Here is a 17544-nt window from a genome sequence, read left to right on the forward strand (position 1 = left end):
ATACTTATTGATAATAGTTGAGGCGAGTCTAACACTACTTTCATCTTACTTATTAGGTAAAATCTTCAGTTTATTTCCATAATATGGCAACTCAAGTAGTTCAAAACCAATCTTTAAACAATACTTATTCAGCTTTTACTCAATTTTGGAAAAATGTCAAAGCGGTCACAGGGCCTTACTGGTACCCAACAAAAGCAGGAGAAAGAGCATTTTCAGATGTGATTCGCGTATGGGGAATGCTCATTCTCCTAATCTCATTAATAATTACACTTGTAGGAGTAAATGTATTTAATAGCTTCATTCAGCGCTATTTACTAGATCTCATGATTAAAGAGAAGGATCTTCCTAAGTTTTTTGATGCCTTATTACTTTATGGTGTAGTTCTCGTATTAGCAACGCTCTTTGTAGGTTTTACTAAATCTGTTAGAAAAAAAATTGCTCTCGATTGGTACCAATGGCTAAATAACCATATATTATCAAAATATTTAAGTAATCGAGCCTATTACAAAATAAACTTTAAATCTGATATTGATAATCCAGATCAACGTTTATCTCAAGAAATCGAACCCATTGCTAGTAATGCTCTCAGCTTTTCAGCTACTTTATTAGAGAAAGTACTGGAGATGACGGTATTTTTAATAATTCTTTGGTCAATCTCTCCTCAAGTTGCAATGATTTTAGTTGTTTATACAATCGTAGGCAATTTGATTGCCGTTTACTTGACTCAAGAATTAAATAAGATTAGTCAAGAAGAACTTGAATCGAAAGCTGATTACACCTATTGCCTAACTCATGTCCGCAATCATGCTGAATCAGTAGCTTTTTTTCAAGGAGAAAACCAAGAATTAAATATTATTAACCGCCGATTTAGTAATTTAATAAAAAATGCTAAACGCAAGATTGATTGGGAAAAAAATAAAGAGATTTTTAATAGAGGATATCAAGCTGTAATTCAAATACTACCATTTATAGTATTTGGTCCTTTAAACATTAAAGGTGAAATAGATTTTGGAGAACTTAGCCAAGCTGCTTTATCCTGTAATCTTTTTGCTATGGCTTTGGCAGAATTAATTAATGAATTTGGAACTTCCGGGCGATTTTCTAGTTATGTTGAGCGTTTATCTGAGTTTTCAGATGCTTTAGAATCAGTAACTAAACAACCGGAAAATGTTAATACTATTAAAACTATAGAAGAAAATCATCTCGCTTTTGAGAATGTTACTTTACAAACGCCCAACTATGAGCAGATAATTGTTGAAGATTTATCACTATCTGTTCAACCAGGAGAAGGTTTACTGATTATTGGGCCCAGTGGTCGAGGTAAAAGTTCTCTGTTAAGAGCGATCGCCGGTTTGTGGAATGCGGGGACTGGTCGTCTGGTGCGACCTCCATTAGAAGAAGTTTTATTTTTACCTCAACGCCCTTATATAATCTTGGGGACTTTGCGTGAACAGTTGCTTTATCCTAATACAAATCGTCAAATAAGCGATGCAGAACTCAAAAAATTTTTGCAACAAGTTAATCTGCAAAACTTACTAAGTCGAGTTGATGGCTTCGATACAGAAGTTCCTTGGGAAAACATATTATCAGTGGGGGAACAACAACGCCTTGCCTTTGCAAGACTGCTAGTTACTCATCCCAGCTTTACTATATTAGATGAAGCAACTAGTGCTTTGGATTTGAAGAATGAAGGAAGTCTATATCAACAGTTGCAAGAGACGAAAACAACGTTTATTAGTGTTGGGCATAGGGAAAGTTTATTTGATTATCATCAATGGGTTTTAGAACTTTCACAAGATTCTAGTTGGCAACTTATGACCGTGCAAGATTATCGAAATCAAAACACAAGCATTACTAAAACTACCGGAAATACTCCACTCAAAATAGATAGTTTTTTTAAAGATAAATTCCAAACCAAATTAGAGAACAGTACAGGCGAAGAGCTTTCCCATAAGGAAATGAATGCACTAACATCCTATTCCCTTAGCACTATTAGAAGTAAGGCAAGCAAAGGAGAGTCTATCATTACTAATGACGGCTTTATTTATCGCTACAACAAAGACCCTAAAGTATTGAAATGGGTTATGGATTAGCCTGAATCAACATCTTGAGTTTGCCAGATAATGCGATCGCCACTGAATTTTGAAGCAAATATTCCCAAATCCTTACAGGGAAAACCTTTGCAAAATTATACAACTTTTTTCTTTGTTTTTAGATGGTAGAATGATGAAATTGTACAACTTTATTTTTTCAACAGTGCTGAATAGCTAACGATAGAATAATACTTGTAGGCGCTCAAATTATACAACTTTTTTAGATTTCTACATCAGGGTAAAATGGCTTCTGAAGAAGTTTTATGGCTTGCAGAAGCCATTTTTATGGCAATGATTATAAGTATAATATATTTGTTACTACTTAAGTAATTATTAGCTGGATTCGCAGTCAAGGGTAAAATTATCTAAATGCGATCGCAAAAACCCGTAATGTATATTTTTACAGTGTCAAATATTTTCATAAAGTTTCAAACTGTACTTGTCTGTACAAATCAGCGATCGCTATTTCTACATCCACCGATTCCAGTCGCAATATTTCATCCGAATTATACTCCGACAGTACCCATTTCCCTTGTTCATTGCGCCGAAACACTTCCACACCCGGTTGAGCTACTTGTACTAATACATATTCTTGCAAGGTTGAAGATTGGCGATATTTGGCAAACTTTTTTCCCCTATCAACTGCTTCCGTTGAAGGTGATAGCACTTCGATAATTAAACAGGGAAATTGTACCAATTGTGGATCGCGATCGCGTTCATCGGAAGTCACTACCACATCTGGATAAAAATATTTTTGCCCTGGTTCTACCTGCACTTTCACATCTACAATGTAAACTTCACAGGTGCGATCGGCTAGGGCATCGTCTAGAAGTTTAAAGAAATTTAGACAAACCCGATTATGGTTGCGTGTACCACCGCTCATCATCACAACTTCGCCATCCCAATACTCGTAGCGTTCCTCTTGGGTGGGTTCCCAAATCAGATATTCTTCTGCACTCATCAAAATGTTGTCGGGTAAAGCAACCATCGGTGCGATCTCTTAATGATTCACTTTATTTAGGATAACGAAAAAAGGGCGTTCTCTTTTAGTATGACTATTCCCACATCCTCTGAACAGAATAAGCATCGAATTTTTTATCCCTGCTAATAATAATTAAGGAGTGATTGATAGCCTGTGCAATCAACATTCGGTCAAATGGATCGCCATGATGTAGCGGGAGATTCCGAATTTGAACTGTATCGGCAAAAGATATCGGAATTATGAGGATATCTGAAGCGTCGATTGCAGAACCTATTGTTTCATAGCTCTGTTGAAGTGATAATTTCCCAAGGTTCAACTTGATGGCAATTTCCCAAAGACTAGCGATACTGAGATAAACGATATCTGCACTATTGATGATCATCCTCAGATTATCTGGAAGGCTGGAGTCATTTTCAGTTAGCCAGATAAAAGCATGAGTATCTAAAAGGAAACCACTCATTCCATATATTCCTTAAAAACTTCGATAGGTTCATCAAAGTCATCAGGCAAAGGTAAAACAAAAGTTCCTTTTAAGATGCCAGATCGATGCTTTTGTTGTTGTAAACTTTCCTGGGAAACAGCCTTTGAATAATTCTCAACTAAATATTTTGCATAATGCAAGAGTTCTTGTTTAAGTGACTCTGGCATTTGCTTTAGTGTTTGTAAAATTTCTGCATCAATAGCCATGATTTATCCTGAGAGGTTCTCCTGCTTATAATTTTAGGGGAATTTTTGGAAGGGATTTTATTTTTCGGTGTCTTCGGTTTCAAACTGCACTTGTCGGTACAAATGGGCGATGTCTAGGACGGGCTACGCCTACGCACACTGTGTCAGAATTGCTATTGTAGGCGATGATGCTTGTTAGAAGTGATATGTGCTTTTCAGATGTTTAGCAAATTAAGCGATCGCCACAATTGACTGACTAGAAGCGAATATGGCGTATCTGCACAATCATCCGTTTCAGAGGACGTAAGATTGGATGCCAAGTTAAAGGTTTGAGATCAAGACCTGCATAATTAGCAATTTCCTCTGCAACAGCCTCTATTGCTTTACCCTCCGTGTTGAGATGAACTGAAAACCTCTCATCAGATAAGGACTTTATGCAACGATCAAGTTGAGCCGCGCCCCAAGAACTGCTTCCATCACCACGCCGACGCAACCGACGCAAAACCGTGTTGCGAGAAGCAAGTAGGGTAAAATGATGCACCTGAAATCCCTCTTTACGTAACATTCCTACAGTTTGCTCGTAGTAGAGCGGATTAACTACGGTCATTGGAACAATAATTTCTCCTGCAAAGCTTTCTGCAACATACCGTAAAGCTTGGTAAGTAAACTCACGCCACATCGGATGATCCTGGAAGTCTCTATGCATTGATGGCGGTACAACTTTACGAAGCGCAAAACCAATTTGTTCAGGATCGAACACAAAACTACTAGGGACTCGACTGTGTATCTCGAAGGCAGTTTGAGTTTTGCCAACCCCAAAGGCTCCATTCAACCAAATGATCATGCGTGACAGTGGCTTTCTCACATCGACTACAACCTAGCATTGATTTTATATTGGCGATCGCCTCTCAGATTTTTCGCAATAATTCCCAAATTGCAGCTAAAGCTGAAATTGTCACATCCTCTTAACGTCCTAGCATTTTATCCCGCAGATGTTTAATGCGATCGCAATGAACGAATAGTTAACCACATTAGGGGATGAAGATTCGCCTTGCACCTCGATAACTATCAATATCAAGCACAATTTCAATCAGACTTTCAACACACTGACCTCGATATTCAGAGTCGTTTAGCAGTCGATCGGCATTGCCAATCGTAATTACGGGTAACGATGCTAAGGTATTTTCTTCACGTATGACTTGTTCGAGCGAATCTTTCCCTTTCATGCTGCGATTAGCTGTAAGCAAAATCATCTGATTTTCCTAAGCTAATCGCCAAACAACCCTGTCATATCATGTCCGTCGAATTGACCATAATAAAAACACCCCACCCCCAACCCCTCCCCGCAAGCGGCTATCCATTACCCGGATCTTTCTTAACAAATAGACAAAATACTTAAAATTAGACTGAAACGGTTGATGGGTATAGTTTTGAGAGAAAGTATAGTTTCGGGTGATGATGCATCATGCAAAAATGGGCAGAGTCAGAATTACAGGCAGCAGACTTAGGGGATGCTAGGAGAAACAAACGGCTAGTACGTATTGTGGAAGATTTAGCATCCCAACCAGCCAGTAGCGTACCACAAGCTTGTGGAGATATAGCAGCGACAAGTGCAGTGTATGATTTTTGGAATTCACCATATTTTCAGCGATCAGATATCAGAAATGCCCACATCAAAAGCACAATTAAAAGAATCAAAGAACATCAAGTAATATGAGCAATTCAAGACACAACAAATATAGACTTAACAAACCACCCAGCAACAAGTGGTGTTGGTTATCTCGACCACAGAAAATCATCAGGATTAAAAGTACATTCAACATTTGCGGCGACAATTAAAGGAATTTCTGCAAATGTGATAAGCTGACTTTTACCCTGAACATCAATTAGGAAAGTTAGGAAAAAACAAAAATGGCAATTATCTACGGCACCACAGGTTCTGACACAAGAAATGGAACTTCGGGAAATGACACATTATATGGATGGGCTAGGGGTGGCAATGCTAATAGCCCGTCTGGTAATGACACCCTGAATGGCAGCTTTGGTGACGATATCTTAATTGGTGGTAGTGGTAATGACAGCCTTTTCGGTGGCGCTGGCAATGATAGCCTGATTGGCAATAATGGCAACGACGTGCTGACTGGCGGCACCCGTAATGATACCTTAGAAGGTGGGGCGGGTGCTGACAACCTTTTCGGTGGCGCTGGCAATGATAGCCTGATTGGCAATGATGGCAATGACGTGTTACAAGGTAATGCCAGTGATGACGCCCTAGTTGGAGGCTTGGGCAGCGACATACTTACAGGCGGAGACGGTGATGACACCCTAGTTGGAGGCTTGGGCAAGGACATACTTACAGGCGGAGACGGTGCCGATAGATTTTACTTTAATTCCCCAGATGAAGGAATTGATACCATCACTGACTTCAATTTCACTGATCAGATTTGGATTTCCGCCGAAGGTTTCGGAATAGATATAGACTCTCTCGATGCGGTTACGACCAACTTCAGTACAGGCGCACTGTTCGTTGAAGACACTCAGATTGCGACAGTTTCCGGTTATTTCTTCGTTTCCAATTATACCATCACCATTTTCTAGAAACCGTGTGTTAAGTCAACCACAACCGAGAGATTGAACATGTTGAGGCAAACTTCGTCTGATTGCCCCAACATACTGTGATGTACGCCTTCTATGGTAAACGGAACAATCACAATCGAACGATAATCTGTTGCGAGTTGCTATAGCCCTCGATACGCTAAAATTTGCTCATCTGGAGTTTTCGCCCTAGATAGAACACTGAGCCGACCTCTAACTTGTTCTTCGTAGGTAATTACAGTCACTGCAATTTCAACCTCTTCAACGGCTGCCAGCCTTGTCAGGATTCGCTTTCCCTCTTGTCCATTGCGTTGGATGAAACTGAGATGGTCGGTGTCAAGAATATACATCTTGCAGTATTAGCAACCTTACTCAGCAGATTTCCGCCATTCTTGTCCAAAGCGAACTGCTTCCTCAAAAGTAGGATCGTTTTCAAAGCTACCTGCGACTTCCAACCACCAAAAAGATTTTTTCTGGACAAACCCATAGAGCATCTGTTTCATTTGTGCCAGTTCTGTCTCCAAAATTGCAACTCGCGCTTCGAGTTGTTGAGAGCGTTCTTCAACTTGCTGGGAGGTCATAGGGATCTACTAAAAGTTAGAATTCTGAAAGCATTATAGCAAGACCATCTGTTCTGGTTCGTAAATGGCATCTTATCTATTATCGCTTCCTGGCGGCAAGTTGAGCGCTTTGTCAGCTAAGAGATAACCTTTCTGTAAGGGTAGTTGCTGATTCGTAAGTATAAGATTCACGTTAACATCCCAAGATTTTATCCCACAGATGCTTTCTGGCGATGTCTACGACGGGCTACGCCTACGCACGCTCAAGCTAACTCAGTCATGGCTACCACACTCTTAAAACGTAAATGGCATCTTATCCATTATCGCTTCTTGGCGGCAAGTTGAGCGCTTTGTCACCCAAACGTTGACGTAATAACCTTTGTGTGTAGGTAATATCATGTCCGGTTAATTAGTTATAATTCCTGTCATCTATGCAGAAACCGGAAAACCCTCTTTCCCCCTGCTCCCTGCTCCCTACTCCCTACTCCCTGCGGTCGATAAGTCTTCAACCGGACACGATATAATTGCTGATTCGTGAGTATAAGATTCACGTTAACGTCCTAGCATTTTATCCCGCAGATGTTCTCTGGCGATGTGCAAGCGGTTTGTTATACCGCCTTAATCGCCGCAATATGCCACAATAGCAGGTAAAACAGTAAGAGTAATTTTGTTTTCACTAACCATCATCCCCTATGCAAGTCAAAGACATGACCATCGAAGAACTCAAGCTTTTGATTCAGGAAACTGTTGCCGAAACAATTCAATCTCTAATGGTTGATCCTGATGAAGGCAAACAAATAAGACCAGAAGTGAAACAGCAACTACTTGACTCCCTACAACGTACTCAATCTGGAGAACGTGGAATCCCTGCTGAGGAAGTAGCAAAAAACCTGGGATTCACCTGGTAATGAGCTACGAGATCGAATTTAAATCAGAGGCGACTATCGGGTTTGAAACTCTCACCTCAACTATTCAAGAGCGCATCCTGCGTAAAATTCGCTGGTTGTCTGAGAACTTTGAGGACTTAACCCCTCAACCTTTGAGTGCTGATTTAAGCGGTTTGTTCAAACTCAGAATTGGTGACTACCGAGTTATTTATTCCTTTGATACTGAAGTACAACTCATCACAATTCATCAAGTTGGGCATCGCCGTGATATTTACAATTAACAATCAATCATCAGTTTCCCCTCAATTACACTCCAATTAAGGACTCAGTAGATTCACGTTAACGTCCTAGCATTTTATCCCGCAGATGTTTAATGCGATCGCCTCCTAGATTTTTCGCAATAATTCCCGAATTGCGATCGCACAATCAGGGAAGGCTAAAGGTGAAATTGTCACATTCTCTGCAAGTATGCTCTCGCTGTGATACCCATCTGGACTGGGGAGACGATACATATACAACTTGCGTCCATTGACATCTAAAATCCAGTACTCAATAATGCCTGACTTAGCATAAGCGATCGCTTTTACTTCTCGATCGTATTTGAGACTGGAATCAGCTATTTCAATCAGTAAAAACACTTCAGAAGCATTGGGATGGTGATCCTCATAATCTAATGGATTCAGCTTCACCACTGAAATATCTGGTTCTGGTTCTGAATAATCATCAAGTTGCACTGGTGACTGGATTCTTAATAAAACTTTGTCACCCAAACATTGACGTAATAACCTTTCTGTGCGGGTAATTGCTGATTCGTGAGCAGTTCCTTTTGCTGACATTCTGATGATTTGTCCCGCGATTAATTCTAAGCGTTCTTCAGGATGAAAAATCCCCGTTTCCGCCATTTGGTGATATTCTTGAACACTAATTAGGCGAATATTGGTGAGCATAAGATTCACGTTAACGTCCTAACATTTTATCCCGCAGATGCTTAATGCGATCGCCTCTCAGATTTTTCGCAATAATTCCCGAATTGCGATGTCTACGACGGGCTACGCCTACGCACATTCAGGGAAGGCTAAAGGTGAAATAGTAACTTAATTGCACTAAAAGGAACTGTAACTATGAGCAATCAACGTTTAACTAAAGATAAATCTGGTGTTAGCCTTTGCAAAACTTGCTTCAACACCATCACCGTCCAATCTATATCAGCTTCGGTAGTATCACGCCCCAATGTGATCCGAATTCCGCCTAAAGCAGCTTTTTTTGAATAGCCCATTGCTAACAATATCGGGCTAGGGCTAAGTTTACCACTGTGACAAGCAGCACCAGCACTGATGCCGATGCCAGCAAGGTTTAACTGTCGTACCAAGGTTTTACCGCTAAGTTTTTCGCCATCGGCGTTTTCTAGGCACATACTGACATGGTGAGGTAAACGATCGCAAGTATCCCCTGTAGGAATTAAACCAGGAATTTCAGCTAATTGGGCAAAGGCGCGATCGCGTAACTGAATTAACCGTGGTGTTTCTGTAGCTAATTCTTGCGCTGCTAATTCTGCTGCTACACCAAATCCGGCAATTACCGGTACTGCTTGCGTACCAGAACGCAGTCCCATTTCTTGTCCACCACCACCGAGTAAAGGCATCAATTCCACACCAGGATGCACGTACAACGCCCCTGCACCTTGCGGCCCATATATTTTATGACTGGAAAGGCTAAGTAAGTCTACTGGGAGTTGTTGCACATCTATGGGTAAGCGTCCTGCAACTTGCACTGCATCTGTATGGAATAAAGCACCATGCGATCGCACTATCTTACTCAGTTCCTCAATTGGTTGCACAGTCCCAACTTCACTTTGACCGTAAATTATCGAAACTAAGGCTGTGTTATGTCGTAACGCCGCTTTTAAATCCAAGGGGTTGACTCTGCCTTTAATATCTACAGATAAGCGCGTAACTTCCCAACCCCATATTTCTAACAACCGTACTGTCTCATAAATTGCAGAATGCTCAACGCTGGAAATAATTAGATGTTGAGGAACAGCATACAACCGAACCACACCCATAATTGCTAGATTATCTGCCTCAGTGCCGCCAGAAGTAAAAACGATCGATTCAGGAGTGGCAGCGTTAATTAAACCAGCAACTTGGACTCTGGCTTCTTCTAAAACCGTTGCCGCCCGTTGTCCCCACTCATGTAAGCTGGAGGGATTGCCCCACTGTTGAGTGAGGATTGTTTGCATAATTGCGATCGCTTCTTTTCGAGTCGGAGTAGTGGCGCTGTAATCTAGATAAATTTGCATATAACCGATAATAGTGAGAACACACGTTAGTGATAGACTACGGATTTGTCAGTATATACAGTTTTAGTGGACAAATCCTGAAAAAAATATCTGTAATTTTACATCTAATAGTGGATTTTTCCCTTTATTTGGAAACTTATTTCTCTACTTAATTGAGAACGCAAAATTTTGGGAATGATAAATATATCCACTCTCAATCCACTTTTAACAGATTACAGTGCAACTTATCTCTAGACAAAGATATTTTTTATCTATCTTTTTACTGATATTTTCTCTCGCTGGTTGTCAACGAGTCCAATCCTACAATCAGCGTTCAGCACCTTTATCACAAGACCCGTTAATTCAAGTTTACTTTAATCATTCTGAGTCTTCAGAATACCAAGAAGCTTACCGTCAGCAAACTCGCCTTGGGGATGATTTAGAAAAACAGATTGTCGATGCTATTACGCAAGCTAAATCTACAGTAGATGTGGCGGTGCAAGAACTACGTTTACCCAGAGTTGCCCAAGCATTGGTTGATAGACAAATAGCTGGGGTCAAAGTCAGAATCATTTTAGAAAATACCTATAGCCGACCTGGGAGTAGCTTAACATCTGCTGAAGTAGGTAAGTTAGATAAAAGAGAACAGGAACGTTACAACGAATTTCGCCAATTTATCGATATTAACCAAGATAATCAACTCAGTTCAGCCGAAATTAATCAAAGAGATGCTTTGATGATTTTGCAGAATGCCAAAATTCCCTGGCTAGACGATCGAGCAGATGGTTCAGCGGGTAGCAGCTTGATGCATCATAAATTTGTGATTGTGGACAATCGTCTTGTAATTATCACTTCAGCTAATTTTACATTAAGTGATACTTCTGGTGATTTTACAAATTCTAGCAGTTTAGGCAATGCCAATAATTTATTGCAGATTGACAGCCCAGAATTAGCATCTTCATTTACAGAAGAGTTTAATATTATGTGGGGAGATGGGCCGGGAGGTCAACCAGATAGTCGATTTGGTTTAAAAAAACCGCTGCGTTTACCTAAACAAATCACTTTAGGTAATACCAAAATTACTGTACAATTTTCACCTACTTCTCCAACTCAACCTTGGAATAACAGTAGTAATGGTTTAATTGGTAAAACTTTAGATTCAGCAACCAAGTCTATTGATATGGCATTATTTGTCTTTTCTGAACAGCGTCTTGGCAATATTTTAGAAAAACGTCATCAACAAAGTGTGGAAATTCGCGCTTTAATTGAACCACAATTCGCTTACCGTTCTTACAGCGAAGCCTTAGATATGATGGGGGTTGCTCTGAGTAATAAATGTAAATATGAAATTGACAATCATCCTTGGTCAAATCCAATTACTACCGTAGGTGTACCTGTATTACCCAAAGGCGATTTATTGCATCACAAATTTAGTGTTATTGATAGTCAAACAGTAATTACAGGTTCTCATAATTGGTCAGATGCGGCCAATAATGGTAACGACGAGACACTTGTAGTGATTGAAAATTCAATAGTTGCTGCCCATTATGTGCGAGAATTTGCTCGTCTTTATACCAAAGTTAAACCGGGCTTACCACCAGCAATTCAAGAAAAAATTAAATTAGAACAAACACGGTGTCCTCAGATAAAAACTTCTGCATCAACTGAGTTACAAGCAATTCAAAAAGTCAATATCAACACCGCAAGTTTAGAAGAATTAGCAACTCTCCCTGGCGTGGGTAAGAAGTTAGCACAGCGAATAATTATTAGTCGTCAACAGCAAAAATTTACATCTTTACAAGACTTAGAAAGAGTTCCAGGAGTGAGTGCTAAGATGTTGGATAAATGGAACGCTCGCATCACTTGGTAAAGCGCCCAGCATTTTTTCTTAGCCCACGGAGGTGGGCTTTGTTTGTGTAGCCGCGAATTTTTTTCTAGTATTACACAAAAGCGAAATCTAAATGCGATCGCTAGCTAAATTAACCAAACTGCGGAAATGCCCATTCTGAGAAAATCGTTCTGTTATTATTTGTTGATAAACTGCCTCATAGCCATCAGTCATGTGTTTAACGCTGAAAAGGTTTTCGACATACCGACGACAGGCAGAGCGGTCTAACTCGATGACGCGATCAATAGCACTAATGCACTCTTGAATATTATTGCAGAGAAAACCGGTCTTCCCTTGAGAAATTACTTCCTCAGTAGACCCCAATTTCATCGCAATTACTGGCGTACCCGAAGCCATTGACTCTACCATCACCAATCCAAATGGTTCCCGCCAAGTAATCGGAAATAGAGTTGCTACTGCACCACCCATCAGAGCATTTTTTTGAGCATGGTTAGCTTCACCCAGATACTCAATTTGCTCCCCGTCAATGTGCGGTTTAATTTCCTTCTCAAAGTATTTCACATCAACGACATCTATCTTACCTGCCATTTTTAAATGCCAACCAGTTTCTTTGGCGATTTCTATGGCTAAGTGCGCTCCCTTCTCTGGAGATATCCGACCTAAAAATGCTAAGTAAGGGGGATCTTCTGGTTGGGAGTAAAACTCATAGCTGCTAACATCAATTCCGTTGTAAACCGTCGCTATACAGTTCAACCCTAACCTTGGTTCTCGTTGTGCATTGGAAATATTCACGTAGGGTTGTTTCTTACCAAAACTAAACATTTTTTCATTATCAGGGTTAAAAGTACCGTGCAACGTGTGAACCGTAGGAGTTGTGACAAGATTTGCATAAGCCAGCGCTCCATGTCCAATATGAGAGTGAATAATATCAAACTCTTCTGCGCGTTCATAAACAGAAGCTAGATTCAGCATCTCGTAAATGCTGTAATCTTTAATAGTAGGATCGAGTCTGAGAGCGCGGGGATGAACTGAAGTTAGTTTTCCCAAACTAATAGAATCTCCCGATGCAAATAAAGTTACTTCATGTCCGCGTCGGACTAATTCATCGGTTAGTAACCCTACTACTAACTCTATACCACCATAAGCTGGAGGTGGAACTCTTTCCCATAGTGGAGCTACTTGAGCAATTCGCATCATAAACCTCCTAAAAAATAAAAATTGAATTAGAAGTTTTTTATTTCTGTCGTTTTAGTGCTTGTAATTGATTCGCTTTGGATCAGAAAGTAACTTCAGATACTAAACTTATTAACAATTCCCTTTAAATTTTAAGCTCTTACTTCTATAATTTATGTCTATCCTAGTACGGAAATTACCCACTCCTAAAGAGGTAAATACACTCTGGGTTATTAATTTTTGGTGATTTGGCGCAATGTTAAATATAGATTTTGCTCACACCAGAAATTTCCTAAAATCGTCAATTTTTAAGCTAAATACTGATATTTTGCGAAAAATATCTGCGATCGCCGATGATTAATTGAGATGCTATTCGATTCTTTACTAGTCAAAAAAAAGAGAAGATAGTTAAATTATTGACTTTGTACATGAAATATGATATTTTGTATTGCTATCAAGAAAAATCGTATATAAACGTGAATATCTCTCCATCTCTCAAAAAACCGCGTGTCTCATGGCAGGCGGTTTTCTCACTGTTGATATTTGTGTTCATGTACCTGCCCATACTGGTACTTGGCTTTTATAGCTTCAATCAGTCGCCCTACAGTGCAACTTGGCAAGGATTCACTCTCGATTGGTATCGCAAGTTGTTCAGTGACGATCGCATTTTATCGGCTTTGCAAAACAGTATGATAGTTGCTGGTTGTGCTGTGGCAATTTCAGCAGTGGTGGGAACCTTGATGGCGGTTGGGTTGGCGCGTTACGAGTTTCCTGGCAAGAAATTGTATCGTGGTATTGCTTACCTACCATTAATTATTCCCGATATTGCGATCGCGGTGGCTACCCTAGTATGTCTAGCAGCCTTTGCGATACCTTTGAGTTTGTGGACGATAGTTGCAGCCCATGTGGTGTTTTGTCTGGCATACGTTGGACTTGTGGTTGCTTCCCGACTGACCAATTTAGATCCACACTTAGAAGAAGCAGCACTAGATTTAGGCGCGACACCAACCCAAGCTTTCATCAAAGTATTGTTACCTCAATTAATGCCTGGGATTGTCGCTGGTTGTCTATTGGCTTTTGTCCTCAGCTTAGATGACTTTCTCATCGCCAGTTTTACTGCTGGTAGCGGTTCTAACACCCTGCCAATGGAAATTTTTAGCCGCATTAGAACCGGAGTTAAACCTGATATTAATGCTCTGAGTGTCATGTTAATTTCAGTATCTGCGATCGTTGCCCTTGTAGCTGAATTAATTCGCGCTTCTGGAGAAAATAAAACTTTCAAAGAATAGTTGCAATTGGCAATCAAAATTATTGGTAATTTGGTTATTTGCGAACTTTTTGGATGAGGAAAAACAGCTATATTAAAATGTAGGGTGTGTTAGGCTTGCCGTAACGCACCAATATCATGGCAACATTAGCGTAGTTTCTCCTAACACAATGTCCTAGTATAAATAAGTAAATAAATATAATTTATTCATCCGTCTGCCCTCGTGTGAAAGATAGTTTTAAACACATGAATAAACTTCCGTGTTCGCTTCTCTACATAACTGTTTTCAATTAGATAATATTGGGGCTAACTTTGGAGAAGATGCTATTTCCTCCTCATTATGCAAATCTGCCAAAATCCCAATTGCTCAAATCCATTCAACTCTGATAGCAATAGATTTTGCGTGAGTTGCGGACAAAGCAACTTTGGTAAACTTCTCAGAAACCGTTACCGTGTATTAAGACTTTTAGGTGAAGGTGGATTTAGTAGAACTTATGCTACAGAAGATGTAGACAGACTAAACGCCCCTTGCGTCATCAAGCAATTTTTCCCACAATTTCAGGGAACAGGACAACGTACTAAAGCCGCAGAATTTTTCAAAGAAGAAGCTTTTCGGTTGTATGAACTGGGAGAAAATCATACCCAAATTCCCAGATTACTAGCTTATTTTGAACAAGGTACTAGCTTGTATCTCGTACAAGAATTTATTCAAGGAAAAACTCTCTTACAAGAAGTTCAGCAACAAATTTATGGCGAACAACAAATTTGGGAACTTTTAGCTGATTTATTGCCAGTTCTGGAATTCATTCATACCCATAACGTTATTCATCGGGATATCAAACCAGAAAATATCATCCGCCGTGCAAGTGATGAAAAACCCGTCTTAATTGACTTTGGCGGTGCTAAACAGGTAACACAAACCAGTATCGGAAGACAAGCTACAGTAATTTATACCCTTGGTTATGCTCCAACAGAACAAATGGCTGGGTTTGCTTGTCATGGCAGTGATTTGTATGCTTTGGGCGTAACTTGTGTGCGTCTTTTAACTCAATGTTTGCCGTTGCAGGATGCTTCTGGACAGATTAATGACCCTATTTATGATGCCATGAATGCTAAATGGTTGTGGCGTGAACGTTTACAGAAAAAAGGTATTACTATCAGCGACGACTTAGGGAAAATTTTAGATAAATTACTCAAACATCTACCGAGTGAAAGATATCAAACAGCAGTAGAAGTCATCAACGATGTAAAGTTTGCCACATCAAACATTGAACCTGTTGCCTTAAAAATTGTTTCGATGTCTCAGCCAATATTACCGCCGCTACCACCAAAAGGAATCGTACCATTACCCCCATTAGAAACCTTTGAATTTGAAGTAGTGACAGTAGACACAGGTGGTAGAGAAGTAAACCGCATGAACTGTAATGCAAACTTCTTTGCTGAAGAATTGAGTAAGTCTGTCACATTAGAAATGGTATCAATTCCTGGTGGTACTTACATGATGGGTTCACTGGAATTTGAAGGAGATGCTGACGAACGTCCTCGACATCAAGTTACCGTTGAACCATTTTTTATGGGGAAATTTCCTGTAACTCAAGCACAGTGGAGAGTAGTAGCAGCTTTACCCAAAGTCAAACAAGCTTTAAATCCCCATCCATCGAAATTCAAAGGTTTAGATAGACCAGTAGAAAATGTATCTTGGTATGAGGCTGTAGAATTCTGTCTCAGGCTATCAGAAAAAACTGGACGCGACTACCGTTTACCGAGTGAAGCTGAATGGGAATATGCTTGTCGGGCTGGAACTACAACCTCATTCCATTTTGGCGAAACCATTACTCCTGAGTTAGTCAGCTGCACTATGGAACCAAAAAGCAAATTCCGTAAAGAAACAACAAACGTCGGTAGTTTTGAAGTCGCCAACGCCTTTGGATTGTACGATATGCACGGGTTAGTTTGGGAATGGTGTGCTGATTCGTGGCATAACAATTACAATGACGCACCCTTAGATGGAACAGTTTGGGAAGTTGGCGGTGATATAAATCGTCGAGTGCTACGCGGTGGTTCTTGGAGTTTTAGTGCAGAACTTTGTCGCAGCGCCAGTCGTAGCTGGAATGAGTCAGACGGTGGACTGAGGGTTTGTGGCTTTAGAGTAGTATTTTCTGTAGAGGAGATTATTTAGTAATTTAATTACAAGGTTGTATAAATTATGAGCAATAGAATTGAGAAAGGTGACATAGTAGTTATAAATAAAAGTGGAAAATATCATCAGCAAGTGGGTGAAGTTAGTGAGGTAGATTACAATATTTTCTTCGTCAAAATAGTCTTAGTAAAGTTAGGTAATCAAGAAGAAGCCTTTGAAGAAAAAGATTTACAATTAAAAACTAAAAAGCCCAGCCTGCCAGAAATTATTGTATCAATAGACACAATTTTAGAACAAGTTGCTCAGATTGCCCACTTGCCAGCAAAAGAAAAAGTAGAGTTACCCAACCGTCTGAAATATCTGAAATTAGATATTCCTAAATTAGATAAGCAGTTAATTCAAAAAAACTTCGACAGTATAGATAAAATACTTGCAAAAACAAGAGAGGCAGACTCTTCAGCAAGTTTTTGGCAGGAAATAGATCCTAATTTGGAGAAAATAAGTTGGTGGATTAAAACAAGTCTGTGAACTAAGAAGTAAGTAGGTCGGTGTAAATAATTATTGTTGAGATAAGGCAGGGGGACTCGGTGTCCCCTCTGGGGATAGGGGCAAGAGAGAGCAGGGGGAGAAAGAGTTTGAGCATTATTTACTTTTCTTCACACAGTTTGGTTTTATTGCACCGACTTACTTAAATCGGCGAGAATAAATCAGCTTTCTCTGGTTCTCAGCTAGAGTCTGCGAATACCTAATTAGACTTCTTGGATGAATTAATGAGCTTTCACTCTAAATCCCTTTGCCAAGCTTGGAAGAGGGAATTTGAAATTGGCTCCTAAATAATTGGCACTGGACATAATTAAACGTAACTATATTTTTTTCATTTTCTATTCTTAATGCTTTATACCTTATATTTTCCGCCTCATTATAACCAGTGATTTTTATTTATACCCGCTTACTTAACTTTGTATTTGTAACTGTATGGTTTCAATTTTGTTATTAACTGGACGTTTACATAATCTTAAATTTTGAGAATAGTCTTTTAGTGGTAATTTTTGAG

General features: G+C 39.7%; 18 protein-coding genes and 2 pseudogenes. 10 read left to right on the top strand and 10 right to left on the bottom strand.

Translation table 11 applies throughout. The features are described 5' to 3' along the window. Positions 1-83 precede the first annotated feature (83 nt). A complete protein-coding gene (locus RMY63_RS06100; RefSeq protein WP_322727846.1) occupies positions 84-2093 on the top strand; it encodes an ABC transporter ATP-binding protein/permease in 2010 nt (669 codons plus the stop codon). A gap of 418 nt (positions 2094-2511) precedes the next feature. On the opposite strand, the gene RMY63_RS06105 is transcribed toward RMY63_RS06100, so the two are convergent. The 4 genes from RMY63_RS06105 to RMY63_RS06120 form a co-directional block, all read right to left on the bottom strand. Continuing rightward, positions 2512-3081 carry a Uma2 family endonuclease gene (locus RMY63_RS06105; RefSeq protein ID WP_322727847.1) on the bottom strand — a complete coding sequence of 190 codons (570 nt, stop codon included), beginning with the start codon at positions 3079-3081 and terminating at the stop codon, positions 2512-2514. A 67-nt stretch (positions 3082-3148) separates the two neighbouring features. Next, the gene (locus RMY63_RS06110) at positions 3149-3535 is read right to left on the bottom strand and encodes a type II toxin-antitoxin system VapC family toxin (protein WP_322727848.1); all 387 of its coding nucleotides are present in this window, start codon (positions 3533-3535) and stop codon (positions 3149-3151) included. Beyond that, the gene (locus RMY63_RS06115; RefSeq protein ID WP_322727849.1) at positions 3532-3762 is read right to left on the bottom strand and encodes a DUF2281 domain-containing protein; all 231 of its coding nucleotides are present in this window, start codon (positions 3760-3762) and stop codon (positions 3532-3534) included. Before RMY63_RS06115 ends, RMY63_RS06110 begins: the two co-directional genes overlap by 4 nt. 235 nt (positions 3763-3997) lie before the next feature. After that, positions 3998-4585, bottom strand: coding sequence for an AAA family ATPase (locus RMY63_RS06120; protein WP_322727850.1), 588 nt, complete (start codon positions 4583-4585; stop codon positions 3998-4000). 2 nt (positions 4586-4587) lie between these two features. On the opposite strand from RMY63_RS06120, the gene RMY63_RS06125 reads away from it, so the two are divergent. Then, positions 4588-4710 (top strand): hypothetical protein, encoded by a 123-nt coding sequence (locus RMY63_RS06125; protein ID WP_322727851.1) that lies wholly within the window; start codon positions 4588-4590, stop codon positions 4708-4710. 62 nt (positions 4711-4772) lie between these two features. Here the strand turns inward: RMY63_RS06125 and RMY63_RS06130 are convergent. Continuing rightward, positions 4773-5030: pseudogene (locus RMY63_RS06130) on the bottom strand (ACP S-malonyltransferase); the annotation flags it as partial. A 176-nt stretch (positions 5031-5206) separates the two neighbouring features. Between RMY63_RS06130 and RMY63_RS41695 the strand changes: the two are divergent. Both RMY63_RS41695 and RMY63_RS06140 read left to right on the top strand, forming a co-directional pair. After that, a pseudogene (locus RMY63_RS41695) lies at positions 5207-5605 on the top strand (transposase DNA-binding-containing protein); the annotation flags it as partial. Positions 5606-5652: 47 nt separating this feature from the next. After that, a complete protein-coding gene (locus tag RMY63_RS06140) occupies positions 5653-6339 on the top strand; it encodes a calcium-binding protein (RefSeq protein ID WP_322727853.1) in 687 nt (228 codons plus the stop codon). 140 nt (positions 6340-6479) lie between these two features. Here RMY63_RS06140 and RMY63_RS06145 read toward each other — a convergent pair whose 3' ends face one another. Both RMY63_RS06145 and RMY63_RS06150 read right to left on the bottom strand, forming a co-directional pair. After that, positions 6480-6686: a hypothetical protein gene (locus RMY63_RS06145; RefSeq protein WP_322727854.1), complete on the bottom strand. Its 207-nt coding sequence runs from the start codon at positions 6684-6686 to the stop codon at positions 6480-6482. A gap of 18 nt (positions 6687-6704) precedes the next feature. After that, positions 6705-6917, bottom strand: coding sequence for a hypothetical protein (locus RMY63_RS06150; RefSeq protein WP_322727855.1), 213 nt, complete (start codon positions 6915-6917; stop codon positions 6705-6707). A 671-nt stretch (positions 6918-7588) separates the two neighbouring features. Between RMY63_RS06150 and RMY63_RS06155 the strand changes: the two genes are divergently transcribed. Beyond that, on the top strand, positions 7589-7804 hold the full coding sequence (locus RMY63_RS06155; protein ID WP_322727856.1) for a hypothetical protein: 216 nt from the start codon (positions 7589-7591) through the stop codon (positions 7802-7804). After that, positions 7804-8064 carry a type II toxin-antitoxin system RelE family toxin gene (locus RMY63_RS06160; protein WP_292816205.1) on the top strand — a complete coding sequence of 87 codons (261 nt, stop codon included), beginning with the start codon at positions 7804-7806 and terminating at the stop codon, positions 8062-8064. Before RMY63_RS06155 ends, RMY63_RS06160 begins: the two co-directional genes overlap by 1 nt. Before the next feature lie 105 nt (positions 8065-8169). Here the strand turns inward: RMY63_RS06160 and RMY63_RS06165 are convergent, their stop codons facing one another. Beyond that, the gene (locus tag RMY63_RS06165; RefSeq protein ID WP_322727857.1) at positions 8170-8730 is read right to left on the bottom strand and encodes a Uma2 family endonuclease; all 561 of its coding nucleotides are present in this window, start codon (positions 8728-8730) and stop codon (positions 8170-8172) included. Between the two features lie 182 nt (positions 8731-8912). Then, positions 8913-10082, bottom strand: coding sequence for a cysteine desulfurase family protein (locus RMY63_RS06170; RefSeq protein ID WP_322727858.1), 1170 nt, complete (start codon positions 10080-10082; stop codon positions 8913-8915). A gap of 217 nt (positions 10083-10299) precedes the next feature. Here RMY63_RS06170 and RMY63_RS06175 point away from each other — a divergent pair, with 217 nt between their 5' ends. Next, positions 10300-11931, top strand: coding sequence for a DUF655 domain-containing protein (locus tag RMY63_RS06175; RefSeq protein ID WP_322727859.1), 1632 nt, complete (start codon positions 10300-10302; stop codon positions 11929-11931). 87 nt (positions 11932-12018) lie between these two features. Here the strand turns inward: RMY63_RS06175 and RMY63_RS06180 are convergent, their stop codons facing one another. Beyond that, a complete protein-coding gene (locus tag RMY63_RS06180; protein ID WP_322727960.1) occupies positions 12019-13104 on the bottom strand; it encodes a glycosyltransferase family 4 protein in 1086 nt (361 codons plus the stop codon). A gap of 455 nt (positions 13105-13559) precedes the next feature. On the opposite strand from RMY63_RS06180, the gene RMY63_RS06185 reads away from it, so the two are divergent. From RMY63_RS06185 to RMY63_RS06195, 3 genes are all read left to right on the top strand, one after another. After that, positions 13560-14372, top strand: a complete 813-nt coding sequence (locus RMY63_RS06185) for an ABC transporter permease (protein WP_322727860.1) — start codon at positions 13560-13562, stop codon at positions 14370-14372. Between the two features lie 318 nt (positions 14373-14690). Then, on the top strand, positions 14691-16529 hold the full coding sequence (locus tag RMY63_RS06190) for a bifunctional serine/threonine-protein kinase/formylglycine-generating enzyme family protein (RefSeq protein ID WP_322727861.1): 1839 nt from the start codon (positions 14691-14693) through the stop codon (positions 16527-16529). A 27-nt stretch (positions 16530-16556) separates the two neighbouring features. Beyond that, complete coding sequence (locus RMY63_RS06195) at positions 16557-17018, top strand: hypothetical protein (protein WP_322727862.1); 462 nt, start codon at positions 16557-16559, stop codon at positions 17016-17018. The last annotated feature ends 526 nt before the right edge of the window (positions 17019-17544 follow it).

Origin of the sequence: Nostoc sp. ChiQUE01b, from assembly GCF_034531255.1 — a bacterium.
Classification (GTDB): Bacteria; Cyanobacteriota; Cyanobacteriia; order Cyanobacteriales; family Nostocaceae; genus Nostoc.

What these genes read in the sequence shown, in the direction of transcription:
- RMY63_RS06100 (WP_322727846.1), top strand. Translation starts at nt 84, where the DNA reads ATGGCAACTCAAGTAGTTCAAAACCAATCTTTAAACAATACTTATTCA.
- RMY63_RS06105 (WP_322727847.1), bottom strand. Translation starts at nt 3,081, where the DNA reads ATGGTTGCTTTACCCGACAACATTTTGATGAGTGCAGAAGAATATCTG.
- RMY63_RS06110 (WP_322727848.1), bottom strand. Translation starts at nt 3,535, where the DNA reads ATGAGTGGTTTCCTTTTAGATACTCATGCTTTTATCTGGCTAACTGAA.
- RMY63_RS06115 (WP_322727849.1), bottom strand. Translation starts at nt 3,762, where the DNA reads ATGGCTATTGATGCAGAAATTTTACAAACACTAAAGCAAATGCCAGAG.
- RMY63_RS06120 (WP_322727850.1), bottom strand. Translation starts at nt 4,585, where the DNA reads ATGATCATTTGGTTGAATGGAGCCTTTGGGGTTGGCAAAACTCAAACT.
- RMY63_RS06140 (WP_322727853.1), top strand. Translation starts at nt 5,653, where the DNA reads ATGGCAATTATCTACGGCACCACAGGTTCTGACACAAGAAATGGAACT.
- RMY63_RS06145 (WP_322727854.1), bottom strand. Translation starts at nt 6,686, where the DNA reads ATGTATATTCTTGACACCGACCATCTCAGTTTCATCCAACGCAATGGA.
- RMY63_RS06150 (WP_322727855.1), bottom strand. Translation starts at nt 6,917, where the DNA reads ATGACCTCCCAGCAAGTTGAAGAACGCTCTCAACAACTCGAAGCGCGA.
- RMY63_RS06155 (WP_322727856.1), top strand. Translation starts at nt 7,589, where the DNA reads ATGCAAGTCAAAGACATGACCATCGAAGAACTCAAGCTTTTGATTCAG.
- RMY63_RS06160 (WP_292816205.1), top strand. Translation starts at nt 7,804, where the DNA reads ATGAGCTACGAGATCGAATTTAAATCAGAGGCGACTATCGGGTTTGAA.
- RMY63_RS06165 (WP_322727857.1), bottom strand. Translation starts at nt 8,730, where the DNA reads ATGCTCACCAATATTCGCCTAATTAGTGTTCAAGAATATCACCAAATG.
- RMY63_RS06170 (WP_322727858.1), bottom strand. Translation starts at nt 10,082, where the DNA reads ATGCAAATTTATCTAGATTACAGCGCCACTACTCCGACTCGAAAAGAA.
- RMY63_RS06180 (WP_322727960.1), bottom strand. Translation starts at nt 13,104, where the DNA reads ATGCGAATTGCTCAAGTAGCTCCACTATGGGAAAGAGTTCCACCTCCA.
- RMY63_RS06190 (WP_322727861.1), top strand. Translation starts at nt 14,691, where the DNA reads ATGCAAATCTGCCAAAATCCCAATTGCTCAAATCCATTCAACTCTGAT.
- RMY63_RS06195 (WP_322727862.1), top strand. Translation starts at nt 16,557, where the DNA reads ATGAGCAATAGAATTGAGAAAGGTGACATAGTAGTTATAAATAAAAGT.